Source organism: Reella acinonychis (assembly GCF_052384575.1).
Taxonomy (GTDB): Bacteria; Pseudomonadota; Gammaproteobacteria; order Enterobacterales; family Pasteurellaceae; genus JBQSUQ01.
This window is the reverse complement of the sequence record NZ_JBQSUQ010000017.1, coordinates 38,616-51,719: the sequence shown is the minus strand read 5'-3', so window position 1 is coordinate 51,719 and position 13,104 is coordinate 38,616. Positions and strand designations below refer to the sequence as shown.

Annotated in this window: 7 protein-coding genes; 1 reads left to right on the top strand and 6 read right to left on the bottom strand. The window is 39.6% G+C overall.

Annotated features, from left to right (window positions below; genetic code table 11):
* The first annotated feature begins 2 nt into the window (after nucleotides 1–2).
* Nucleotides 3–1,298 carry a heme biosynthesis HemY N-terminal domain-containing protein gene (locus tag ACT2CV_RS08705; RefSeq protein ID WP_464973422.1) on the top strand — a complete coding sequence of 432 codons (1,296 nt, stop codon included), beginning with the start codon at nucleotides 3–5 and terminating at the stop codon, nucleotides 1,296–1,298.
* 49 nt (nucleotides 1,299–1,347) lie between these two features.
* Here ACT2CV_RS08705 and dusA read toward each other — a convergent pair whose 3' ends face one another.
* From dusA to ACT2CV_RS08675, 6 genes are all read right to left on the bottom strand, one after another.
* Nucleotides 1,348–2,322, bottom strand: coding sequence for a tRNA dihydrouridine(20/20a) synthase DusA (dusA, locus tag ACT2CV_RS08700; protein ID WP_464973977.1), 975 nt, complete (start codon nucleotides 2,320–2,322; stop codon nucleotides 1,348–1,350).
* Between the two features lie 122 nt (nucleotides 2,323–2,444).
* Nucleotides 2,445–3,779: a YadA-like family protein gene (locus ACT2CV_RS08695; RefSeq protein ID WP_464973976.1), complete on the bottom strand. Its 1,335-nt coding sequence runs from the start codon at nucleotides 3,777–3,779 to the stop codon at nucleotides 2,445–2,447.
* Nucleotides 3,728–4,624 (bottom strand): hypothetical protein, encoded by an 897-nt coding sequence (locus tag ACT2CV_RS08690; protein WP_464973421.1) that lies wholly within the window; start codon nucleotides 4,622–4,624, stop codon nucleotides 3,728–3,730. The genes ACT2CV_RS08695 and ACT2CV_RS08690 overlap by 52 nt, the downstream gene beginning before the upstream one ends.
* Nucleotides 4,625–4,632: 8 nt before the next feature.
* The gene (locus tag ACT2CV_RS08685) at nucleotides 4,633–5,589 is read right to left on the bottom strand and encodes a hypothetical protein (protein WP_464973420.1); all 957 of its coding nucleotides are present in this window, start codon (nucleotides 5,587–5,589) and stop codon (nucleotides 4,633–4,635) included.
* Nucleotides 5,498–6,415 carry an ESPR domain-containing protein gene (locus ACT2CV_RS08680; RefSeq protein ID WP_464973419.1) on the bottom strand — a complete coding sequence of 306 codons (918 nt, stop codon included), beginning with the start codon at nucleotides 6,413–6,415 and terminating at the stop codon, nucleotides 5,498–5,500. The genes ACT2CV_RS08685 and ACT2CV_RS08680 overlap by 92 nt, the downstream gene beginning before the upstream one ends.
* 370 nt (nucleotides 6,416–6,785) lie before the next feature.
* On the bottom strand, nucleotides 6,786–12,779 hold the full coding sequence (locus ACT2CV_RS08675) for an ESPR-type extended signal peptide-containing protein (RefSeq protein WP_464973418.1): 5,994 nt from the start codon (nucleotides 12,777–12,779) through the stop codon (nucleotides 6,786–6,788).
* Between the last annotated feature and the right edge of the window lie 325 nt (nucleotides 12,780–13,104).

The window sequence follows — 13,104 nt, the reverse complement described above, 5'->3', positions numbered from 1 at the left end:
CCATGTTTAGAATTTTATTTCTGATGCTTGTGTTACTCGCAGGCTTAATTGCAGGTCCTTATTTGGCGGGTAAACAAGGGTATGTTTTAATTCAAACTGCTAACCATAACTATGAATTATCCATTGTGACTTTAGTAGTGCTATTTGTCATCGCAATGGCGGTGGTCTATGGCATTGAATGGGTACTACTTAAATTATCTCGTTTAAGTAAAAATACTTATGGCTGGTTCGCACGCCGCAAACGTGTGAAAGCGCAAAAACAAACCTTAGAAGGTTTAATGCGTATGGACGAAGGCAACTATTCAAAAGCGGAAAAATTAATTAGTAAGAATGCGAAACATTCTGATGAACCAATTTTGAATTTCATCAAAGCTGCCGAAGCTGCACAACAGCGTGGTGATGAATTTAATGCGAATAAATATTTAATGGAAGCAACTGAGTTAGCTGGCACAGATAACCTAGCTGTTGAACTTGCGCGCACCCGTATTTTATTGCAACAAAACAAATTACCAGCCGCAAGAAGTTCTGTCGATAGCTTGTTAGTTATGGCTAACAAAAATTCTGAAGTGTTACGCTTAGCGGTAGAAATCTATAAGAAATCAAAGGCTTACCAAGCATTAGATGGCATTTTAGGCTTAGTTGAACAACGTGCTTTATATACTTCAGCAGAATTCACCGCACTTCAACACGAAGTAGAGGATGGATTACTGGATGAAACAATGAACGAGCAAGGTGCTGATGGTTTATTAGCTTGGTGGAAAGATCAACCACGCAAACGTCGTCACAATCACTATGTTCGCGTAGGTCTTATTCAACGTTTAATTGATTGTAACGATCATGAATCAGCTTATGAACTGACCTTAGAAACGTTGAAAAAATTAGAAAACGATGATCAAATTTGCCATTCGTTACTCGCTCAGATTACACGCCTACAACCAAGTGATAGTCATAAACTGATTAAATTATTGGAAAAACGTGCGAAATCGGCTCATAACGAAGCAGAATGTTGCATTAACAGAGCTCTTGGCTACTTGAATGTGCGTAATGCAAACTTTGCCAAAGCTGCAGATGCCTTCAAAAAATTACTTCAACATCAAACACAGCTTGAACCAAACGATATTACTATGGCAAGCTACGTGCTAGAGCAAGTTGGTGAAGAAGCACTCGCTAAGCAAATCCGCAATGACAGCTTAAAATCTGCAATGGCAGTGGATGAATTAGCTGGCGAACAAGCAGTAGAAGAAAAACAAGAAGACGTTTTACTATTGGAACAAACCACATCTTCTCAGCAATCCTAAATAAAAAAGCGCGGTGAAAATTTCATTATTTTTCACCGCGCTTTTTATATCAAATCGCCTCAACAAACCGTAACGCTTGTTCCAATACTTCTACGCCTGCTCCCTGTTTGCAGGCGTTTTCGCTTAAATGGCGTCGCCATTGTCTTGCGCCTTTGCAATTTTGGAATGCGCCTAACATATGGCGAACAATGTGGTTGAGATAAACCCCTTGGCTGAGTTGTTGTTCAATGTAAGGGAACATTTTTTCCACTGCTTGTTTTGGTGTAATGATTGGTGCGCTTTGGTCGAACAACGCTTGATCGATCTGCCCGAGCAAAGAGGGATTTTGGTAGGCTTCTCGTCCCACCATTACGCCATCTACAAACTGCAAGTGGTGCTGGATTTCATCAAGGGTTTTGATTCCACCATTAATGCTAATTTTTAAGTGCTGAAAATCCCGTTTGAGTTGATAGACTCGTTCATAATCCAGTGGTGGAATTTCGCGGTTCTCTTTTGGGCTTAACCCAGAAAGCCAAGCTTTACGAGCGTGTACGATAAAATCATTGCAAAATGGCTGGATTTTTTCGATGAAATCGCATAAAAATTCATAGCTATCAAGATCATCAATACCAATGCGATGTTTTACTGTTACAGGAATTTGCACTTGCTGTTGCATTGCATCCACACATTCAGCCACCAAATCCGCTTTGCCCATTAAGCAGGCCCCGAACATTCCATTTTGCACGCGATCGGAGGGACAACCCACATTCAAATTGATTTCTGCATAGCCTCGTTCTTCTACTAATTTTGCACATTCTGCAAGCTGCTTTGGATCGCTGCCACCAAGCTGTAACGCCACTGGATTCTCAGCAGGATCAAAGTCCAACAAATCATATTTGGCATGCAAAATGGCTGGAGCAGTAATCATCTCGCTATACAGCAAACTGTGGCGAGTGAATTGGCGGTGAAAATAGCGACAGTGGCGAGTTGTCCAATCTAGCATTGGGGCAACGGAAAAACGCCCTCGATAATAATTGGTGTTCATCATTTGTGATTTATCTCAATACAGCAAAAATTTGCCACATCATACTATAAAAGTGCGGTGTTTTTTAGAGAAAAAATAAAGGCTTAACACTTTCATGTTAAGCCTTTTAAATTTAGATTATATTAGAACTGGTAGCCAATAGCTGCCGCAGCTCCCGTCTTGCCACGAGAATTAGCATTTAGCAATACTTTCACACCGACTTTACCATTGTCAGATAAACGAGAGTAACCTACCGCTACTGCACTTTGTCCAAAATAGGTACCTGCTCCCGCAGATATCATTGATTTCCCAGGAATAGTTGCATGATATATGCTAGCCGCTGCTAACGAACCTGCAATACCAGCTCTGAGGTTTTTATCCACAGCATCAATACGATCACCCAAGTGATTTACTGCGGCATTCGTTTGTTTTAATTGGCTCACGTTTACCGCATCATTAGGATTTTTCCCTGCTGCAACATTGGTAATACGTACTGGGCTACCATCGGCTTTTGCGACTTTAAGTGTATCGCCATCAGCACTGAGTTTAGGTCCTGTGCTGCCACCCACTTGAACAGTATTAAATGTAGGATCTTTACTCACAGTGACTTTGATTTCTCTGATACCGTTTGCTCTTGTTCTACCTTCTACTTTAGCAAGATCATTACCACTCGTGAAATCCACTTGGTTTGCATTACGCACATCATCTGCATAGTCATTATCACTTGCGGAAACAACCCAACCTAGTTTTTTCGCATCAGCAACTGTTATTGCATTTGTCGGCTTGGATTTAGATAAATCAGCTAACCCTGCATACGCATTCACCGTATTTGCTTTCACATTAATAGGTTTTGCATTAGCATTTGGTTGACCCTGATTATTGATATCTCCAGCATTATAGAATTTGTCACCAACTTTCACTAAGGCAACGCCATTTTCATCAATAGGTCCTGCTAAAGTTTCTGTACCAGCAGCAACATTACCTAACTGTGTTGCTGCGCCAATTTGGTCACCTTTTACCGATGGATTCACTAAGTTAGTGGTAAGCTGATTCGCAGGAATAGGATTACCAACAGGATAACCATCTTTATTAGTTAAATAATAATTATCCCCAACTTTAGTGATAGGTTTACCATCTGTTGTTGTGTAGCTGATAGGTAATCCTACCACCTTGGCTTGAATTGTTGTGGTTGTAACCACTTCACTATTTTCATCCAGTTTCTTTTGCGTATCCAATCTCACTTTGGTATTAGCGCCATCGGCAAAACGCACATGGTCATTTGGATTGACTTTCTCGTCTTTATTCTCAAATTTCAATTCAGCAACATTATCTTGTTTACCAATAGTAAAGCCTGATTTTTGGATTGCTTCAGCCACTTTGTTACCTGTTACAAAACCAGCCCCTTTGTTTTCAGGTGCCTTGTTGGTCATATCTTCTGGCTGCACATTGTCTTTTGGCTGACCAGTTGTCGGATCAATATCATTCTTGTGTAGTATTGATCGCCTATCTTCACATAGGTATTTGGATCGTCTTTAACATTGTATTCATTACTTGACACTACTTCGCCTGCAGTAATATCAAGATCAAAAGTCACTTTCGTTACCCCATTAGCCTCCGTTGTTACATTGGCAACGGTATTTTTACCATTGACAAATTGCACCGCTTCGCCTGGGGTTACTGTGCCTTTCAATACTCCGCCATTATCTAATACACGGAAACCTTGATTCACATAAGTATTTAGGTTAGTTAATGCATCACCAACATTATTTGCTGTTGTGGTTAAAGCATCATTATTTCCTGCTGTTGGATTTTCCACAGTTAAATTATAAGTTGGTGCCGTCAAGCTACCATCAGAATTAACTGCTGAATTACCACCAAGATGATTTGCTGTACTACTTGCTAAATTATCAAGCGCATTTTGCGTTAAGTAAAGTTGAGAACCATTGATAGCGTCAGTTGATTCTGCTGCAATTTTGCCTGCCGCAACATTTTTGATTTGGCGTTCTTTGCCTGCTGCGCCCACAGAAATAACGCCAGTTGGGTTATTGCCTGCAAATGCATTCGCATCGCCTTCAGCTTGTTCACCATAAGTAATACCATTTACTGTTGCACCATATTCACGTGTTTTATTTTCATCCGTGGAATCCGTACCTAGAATTACGCCATTTGCATACTTAGTTTCTACATTTTGACCAAACACATAAGTATTTTCGGCATTTAAAGTATTATTAGTACCCACTGCATAAGATGTACCCGCATTTGGGTCAACGGTATTATTTGCACCAAATACACCAGCACCTTCACTATAAACCGTACTATCCACACCAACTGCTAACGCCTTGCTGCCCCCGCTAATGAATTATTACCAATAGCAATTGCGTCAACTGCTGAGCCATCATCAGCTAATTTACGTACAGTTTTAATAAATAAATTATTTGCCGAATTAAATGCATTTAATGCATTTTTATATTCACTGATTTTTTTCTTATAGTCAGCAACTTGGTCATTCGTAACACCACGCCCTGCATCTTTAAGCTCTTGCCCTTTTTCTTTCATCGCTAATTCAGCATCAGAAAGGTTTTGTTTTGCTTCTTCCAATAGCTCTTGCATTTGTTCTAATTCAGCTAACACTGCTGGATCCGCAATCCCTACCCCAGCTCTCGCATTTGAACCAATGGCAATAGTATCATTAGCAAAAGCTCTTGAGTTTTTACCGACTGATAATGAGCGATCCCCAAAAGCAAGAGAGCTATCTGCCACAGCAGCCGCAGAATCGCCACTTGCACGCGAACCTGCACCAATCGCAGAGGCTCTTAAATTTTCAGCAAAAGCACTATAGCCCACCGCTGTTGCGTCTTTCGCTTTGGTTTTTGAACTTGCCCCTAAGGCTGTGGAGTGAACCCCCACTGCTTTGGCTAAACCACCCACTGCCGTTGCATCCACATCTTCAGCCAATGTTTGCAAGGTGTCATTATAAGCAGACCCTAACTGCAAAGCTCGTCCTGCACCAGTTGCAGAAAAAGTCGGATCACCACCAAAAATATCGGAAGAACCAATAGCAACAGAACGATACTCTTTGGCGTGAGCTGAGTGACCTAGTGCAATGCCCCCGACTTTACCTGCCGCTGCAGAACTGCCCATTGCAATACCATAATCTTCAGCTGCGGCAGAACCACGACCAATTGCAATTGCTGTATTACCTTTCGCATAAGTGTCCAGACCAGTTGCTGTAGACGATGTCCCCAGCAATGGCAAAAGAACCAATGGCTGTTGCGGATGTTTTAGCAACTGCCAAAGAACCTAGTGCCGCACCACCCCCTGCCGCATAGGCGTTGTAACCCACTGCTGTACCTGCTGTGGTATCCGTCGTAGTCGCATTATTAATGTAGCTACCATTGCCATCGGCATCGACAAGAAATGACCCCGATGAACTTTTTACTAACCCAATATCACCAATAACAGAGTGAGCATAGCTGCCTGAAGCCACACCGTTAGCCACACTAAAAGGTTGATATGGATTGTCACGGAAAATCTGACCCGATGTACCTTCAGCTTGTGCATTCGCACCGATAGCCACAGACCCAGTACGGAATGTGTTAGCTCCACCTGCAGAAGAAGCGTTATAACCAATCACCACAATATCTTTAAGGTATTGATTTGAATTAATGCTAGTGCTCGCTTTATTCCCAATAACAACCGATTGATCGGCATTACGTGGCATTTTACTGCTATTATTTCCTTCTTTTGCTCCGCCTTGTGCATCCGTACCAATCACAACGGTTTCATTACCCACCACAACAGCGTTTTCACCAATTACAGTGTTCTTATACCCTTTCTCTATGGGAGGCTTAGGAGCTACTTGAGGTATCGCATTTACTGATGTAAAGCCCTTACCAATTAAAATAGTACTGCGATCTGTTGTTAGTACAGAATCACCGTTTGGATTGGTATCTATGGCTGCAGCAATAGCCTCTCCACTCAACAATCCCAAAGAAACAACCGTCGCAACTGCGGTCACTTTTGATTTAGTTTTCCCTTTTGCACGGGATAACTCCGACACAGCCACCCAACTTTGCGTTGCGTGGTTCCAAATCACTTTAAAAATATTATTCATAGTTTTTTCCTTTTGCTAAATTAGGGACGTAAACGTTTGGATTACATTACTGGTAAGACCATAAGACAATCCTTTATATATAGATTTATTTATTTATTTATTTATTTATTTATTTATTTGGCAGAATTATCAAACAATATCAATACGAATCAAATATATAACCATCAACTGCACGCCGAAATTATTTTCCAGAGCAAACATAAAATTAGGAAAGTTTCTTTGAAAAAATGATTACTATGATTTTAATTCCATTCAGCTGATAGAAAAAGTGCGGTGAAATTCACCGCACTTTTATAATGCCAAGCTATGTTTAATACAATAAAAAAGGCTTAACCATTAAGGTTAAACCTTTTCATTAAACTAAGTTAAATTACCATTGGTAACCTACTGTTGCCGCAGCACCCACGTCGCCTTGGGTGTTGGAGTTAAGCATCACTTTCACACCAATTTTACCGTTGTCTGATAAGCGAGAGTAACCTACTGCAAAGCCAGACTGACCTTTATAGGTACCCACACCTGCTGCAACCATTGATTTACCTGGTAATGTTGCGTGATATAGGTTCGCGCCAGCCATTGCACTTGCGATACCTGCACGTAAGCCTTTATCAACACCTTTTAATTGACTCACATTTACCGCATCAGTTGGAGCTTTACCCGGTGCAACATTAGTGATACGCGTACCACCAGCGTTAATGCCTTTGTTATTGATAGTAACAGGACCAGCTTTTAAGCTACCATTTGGACCTAAATCAACATCGTTAGATAAAGCATAAGTGATATTATTTCCATCTTGTTTCACTCTTAAATTTTTACCAGATTTGTAAGTGACGGTTTCACCAGCCTTGATAAGCTTCGTTGCTTTACCTGTTTGATCATTGAAGTCTGTATCATCACGACCAATAGTTGCTTTCCAGCCAGCATTGTTAATTGCATTTGCTACATCAGAAGCTGTCGCAATCGCTTTAGATGGTTTACCATTTTGATCGACTGGCACAACAACTTTACCTGTTTCTTGTTGCGGACCATTTGGCTTAGTTGGATCAACGGGTTGTTTTTCCATTTCTAAATCGACCAAATCAACATCAAAGGTAACATCACTTGATAGACCGTCTGGCTTAGTCGTTACTTTCGCAATAGTACTTTGTCCATTGATAAAGTTTACAGTGTCATAAGGTTTAACGAAATCTTTAGCGTCACCGTTATTTTTCAAGTTCCAGCCCGTGTTGAGTACATCTCCAACAGTTGCAGCATTGTTTACTTTATCTTCAACACCAGTAGGTAAATCTTGTGATTTAGTTACAGGTTTCTTATTGTCAGGGTTTAACGCATTTTGGTTGTAAGTATCAGGTAAGTTACTTGCAACGCCTGTTATAGTAACAGGTGAAATGTTTCCATCTTTAACGTCACCGCCTAAATTTAAGGTATTTGGTGCAGAGGATGTGATATTGACACCATTTTGGTTATTTGGATCCTTACCATCATTCAAATTTACACCTTTAAATTCAGGTTTTTCTGCAATTTTAACAATTAACTCACCGTCTTTACTATCAACACGAACATTTTTCGCAGAAGCATCTGCATCATTAGCCAATGAACCTTTTACTGCTACGGTATCATTTAGTTTTTTCTTGATGATATCACCTTTATTGCCTTCAAACTTCAAGCCATCATTTAGGGTTGCAAGTTGTTCTGGATTACCAACAGGGTTACCATTTTTATCCACTGGCTGATATTGGATACGCACCAATTTATCATCAGGTTTTGTACCATCAAGCGTTGCAGGACCTTCCACAACATTGATGTTCGCCGCAGGTGTGCCAGGTTGATCCGGTTTTGCAGGATCTGCTTTTGGTCCACCAACGGTTAAGGTATTAGTGTTTACGTTAGTGAAAGTGACATCATCTTTGGTTGCATAAGTGAATTTAACTTCTTTAGTTGCAGGATCAACATCTTGCTTAATTTTCAAGTTTTTACCTGCTTGATAGGTAACTTTGTCGCCAGGGTTAATCACTTCAACTTTTTTACCTGCTTCATCTGTAAAATCGTTGTCATCACGACCAATAGTCGCTTGCCAACCAGATTTGCTGATTGCATCGGCAACATTTTGTACTGTTGCAACTTTATTCAAGCCAGCTTCATCAGCTGCTTTTTTCGCATCCTCTAATGCATTTTTCAAATCTAGATTATCAGGGGCAGCTTTTAATGCATTTTCTGCATTGGTAATTGCGTCACCTAATTTCTTCGCTTCTTCAGAGGTTACTGGACCAGACACTGCACCAGTTGCTTCATTAACGTTAATATCACCTTTATCAATATGGAAAGTCACATTGCTTGATTTACCATCATCAGCAGTGGTTACGTTTGCAATAGTGCTGGTACCATTGACGAAGTTCACAGTATCATAGGCTTTCACAAAGTCACGCACATTGTTGTTTTCTTTCAAGTTCCAACCAACATTGAGGATATCACCCACTGTAGCAGCGTTATTGACTTTATTTTCAACACCTACTGGTAAATTTTGAGATTTTGTAACTGGTTGATTGGTGTTATTAATCGCATCTGTGTTGTAAGTATTGGGCAAGTTACCTGCTACACCAGTGATAGTCACAGGTGATGCTTTACCATCTGTCACATCACCACCTAAATTTAAGGTATTTGGTGCTGTTGAAGTCATATTCACACCATTCGGGTTATTATCTCCATTGATATTAACTGACTTGAATTGAACATCATCTTTAGTTGCATAAGTGAATTTAACTTCTTTAGTTGCAGAATCAACATCTTGCTTAATTTTCAAGTTTTTACCTGCTTGATAGGTAACTTTGTCGCCAGGGTTAATCACTTCAACTTTTTTACCTGCTTCATCTGTAAAATCGTTGTCATCACGACCAATAGTCGCTTTCCAACCAGATTTATTGATAGCTTCTACCACTTGATTTGTTGTGGCATATTTATTATCCGCAGGCTGATTCGTTGTTGATGTAGTTCCTTCATCTTCATTAACGCTTACATTACCAGTTAAATCACCTTTAAGTGAATCAACATCTACATTTACTTTAATTGTGCTGACTTTACCATCAGTATTTTCAATAACAACTTTGCTATTTGTACCGTCAACAAAATTTAATGTGTCGTATGCTTTAACAAAATCTTTCTCCTTGCCATTATTTTGCAAGTTAAAGCCCGCATTTAATACATCATTAACAGTTGCCGCATTTTTCTTATCACCCTCTGTAAGATTAGTTGGAGCTGCTTGTTTCTTAGTTGCATCATCCGTAGGCGTCAAGTTATCTTTTATATTAGTTAACGTAACAGGCGCATTGTTATCTCCAGCGAAATTCACTGTGTTTGGAGCACTTGAAGTGATATTCACGCCATTAGGATTGTTTTGTGGATCTGTACCATCATTTAAATTAATGCCTTTAAATTGCGGTTTTTCAGCAATTTTAACTACTAATGCATTATTAGCAGCGTCTGCTTCTACATAAACGTTTTTATCAGAAACATCTGCACCATTGTTACCACCTTTGATGGTCAATTTAGTCCCTAAATCACGGTGAACAGTCACACCGTTGTTATTACCTGTGAAATCTAAACCTTCAGCCACTAATTTCTCAGCAACCTTTTGCACATCACCAGCTTTCGCTAATGAATCTGGATTATCAGTAGTAAATGTTGGTGCTGTATCATCTTGTGCTGTTGAGGTCACTGTAATCGGGCTTGTATTTGCGGTTAGTTTATCACCTTCAACTTTGATTGTTGTACCATCAACTTTTACATCGACTTTAATATCATTTTCACCTGTTTTTGCATTTTTTGTTACGGTTACATCGGTGGCAATTCCATCAATAAAGTTTACTGTATCGTAAGGTTTAACGAAATCAACATTTTTGTTGTCACCTTTTAAGTTCCAGCCTGCATTTAACACATCATTTACTGTCGCAGCATTTTTCTTATCACCCTCTGTAAGGGTAGTCGGTGCTGCTTGATTTGGTGTTGTATTGTCTGTTTTTGGTAAATTATCTTTTAAGTTAGTTAACGTAACAGGTGTATTGTTATCTCCAGCGAAATTCACTGTATTTGGAGCACTTGAAGTGATATTCACGCCATTTGGATTGGTCGCGTTAGTTCCATCATTTAAGTTAATGCCTTTAAATTGCGGTTTTTCAGCAATTTTAACTACTAATGCATTATTAGCAGCGTCTGCTTGTACATAAACGTTTTTATCAGAAACATCTGCACCATTGTTACCACCTTTGATGGTCAATTTAGTCCCTAAATCACGGTGAACAGTCACACCGTTGTTATTACCTGTGAAATCTAAACCTTCAGCCACTAATTTCTCAGCAACATTTTGCACATCACCAGCTTTCGCTAATGAATCAGGATTAGTAGTCGTAAATGTTGGTTTATTACCATCTTGTGTTGTTGAAGTTACGGTAATTGGGCTAGTGTTTGCTTTTATCACATCGCCATCTTTCTTAATGGTTGTGCCATCTACATTTACTGAGGTAGGTGTTGCAGGGGTGATATTAGCAGTAATGGTAATTTCGCCATTTTTCTGTGAAATATCAATGTTTTTACCTGCGATAAATTTCACAGTCTCACCCGGTGCAATGTGTTCCACACCATTATCTGCTGTTACATCACTATCATTTGTACCAATAGTTTTACCGATATCTAAGTTCCAGCCAGCTTTATTCAGGGCTAAGTAAAGTTGTGAACCATTGATTGCATCAGTTGAAGTTGCAGAAATTTTACCTGCTGCAACATTTTTAATTTGGCGTTCTTTACCTACGTCACCAACAGAAACAGTTAAACCAGAGTTCGTAGCAACGCCATCTTTACCCGCAAAACCTTGATAAGTAACACCATTTACTGTTGCACTATTTTCAGAAGTACCTGCTGCGGAAACTGAATTACTACCTAATGACACTGCATCTTTGTGAGTTACTACTGCATTATCACCAATTGCAGTTGAGCTTACTGCTTCAGCTCGTGCTTGGTTACCCATTGCAATTGAATTTGCTTCTTTAGCAACCGTAGTGTTACCCACTGCAATAGCATTGTCTGCTGCTTTAGTTTCACTATTATCACCAGCTATCGCTTTATTACCAATTACGACTGTGCTATTTGCGTTGCTTGATTTAGAAAGTGCTTGTGTACCAATAACAATAGCATTCTCACCACCAGCAAGCGTTGCTGTTTGACGTGAGATGATTTTATCAAATCCTTCATTTGTATCAGCTACATCACCTAAACCATTACCAATTGCAATAGAACCTTTACCTTTTGCCGTTGAAATAACACCAAGTGCAATACTTCCTTTACCTGTTGCTGATGAAGCTGCACCAATGGCTTGAGCATAATCACCCGCACCAGCTGCTTGGCGACCTAAAGCCATACTGTTAGCCCCTACCGCTGCAGCAGCCATACCAACCGCAGTACCTGAACCTCTTGCTGTAGTAAAAGCACCTACAGCAACCCCTAAATCTGCAGTTGCAACACTACCGATAGCCACAGCAGAACTTTTAGCTCTTGCTTCATTACCTAGAGCAATAGCAGTACCATAACCGTGATGTTGAACATTACCACCTAAGCCATTATATATAGGAACTGAAGATGCAGAAGTTTTCACTGCTTGGCTTAAGTAACCATTACTGTCAATCTGTACATTAGTCACAGCAGTATCAATTTTGCTATTTAAGGCTGGATCTAATGTTCTTTTTGAAATTTTATCGGAATAGAACTGCTCATTACCTGGTGTTTTATAGCTAACAACATCAGCAGCGGTTGGTACTATTGTTTTCGCTTCAGAACCGATCGCAATACTAGGTCCGACATTCATAATACTATATCCACCTACTTTAGAAGAGTCCTTTCTAGCAGTGGCTGATGAACTTTCTACCGTAGCATTTGTACCAATAATAATTGCACCATAAGATGCAAGTGCTGAATTTTCAATATTAGATTTGAATGAAGCACCTTTACCAATTAAAATCGCAGTACGCTCTGAAGGAGATAGATTCTGATCAGTCGATACGGGGGTAGAAATATAAACCTCATTTGGACGTTCAATAGCTGAAACATCACCCCCTACCTGTAAAGGACCTTTAGCAGCGTTTCCTGAATATACTTTATTTGTATTGCTATCATATTCAATTGGTTTAGCAGTTAAAGAAGTGGTTGCCGTTCCAACGGTACCACCAGTTACTGCTAAAGCATCAACAACTACTAAACTTGCCACGGCAGCTATAACGGCTTTTGTACTTGATTTAGTTTTCCCTTTAGCTGATTGTAATTCTGAAACAGCAACCCACGTTTGTGTTGCGTGATTCCAAATAACTTTAAAAATATTGTTCATAAATTACCTTATTGGATTGTCAAAATAGTTATGCAATATTATCTGTTGCAGTACAAACCCACAATAAAAATTACATATCTTTACAAAATTAGTGTGTTTTATTTTTTATGCAGTCGCTCATCTTATTACGATAATATTCGTGCGTTTTTGCTTGGTGACTGTATTCCCTACGTTCATCCCCAAAAAACAAACCAGCTTACTTTTCGCAAACTGATCTGACGTTGTAACTGATTAAAAATTAGCTGGCTACTAAGTTTGTACAAACTTACTTAAGTTTCAATGATTTTCCCTTAAAAAATAAAAAACTTACAATATTTTTATTAAG

Coding starts and splice junctions, on each gene's coding strand:
- ACT2CV_RS08705 (WP_464973422.1), top strand. CDS start 3: ATGTTTAGAATTTTATTTCTGATGCTTGTGTTACTCGCAGGCTTAATT.
- dusA (WP_464973977.1), bottom strand. CDS start 2,322: ATGAACACCAATTATTATCGAGGGCGTTTTTCCGTTGCCCCAATGCTA.
- ACT2CV_RS08680 (WP_464973419.1), bottom strand. CDS start 6,415: ATGAATAATATTTTTAAAGTGATTTGGAACCACGCAACGCAAAGTTGG.
- ACT2CV_RS08675 (WP_464973418.1), bottom strand. CDS start 12,779: ATGAACAATATTTTTAAAGTTATTTGGAATCACGCAACACAAACGTGG.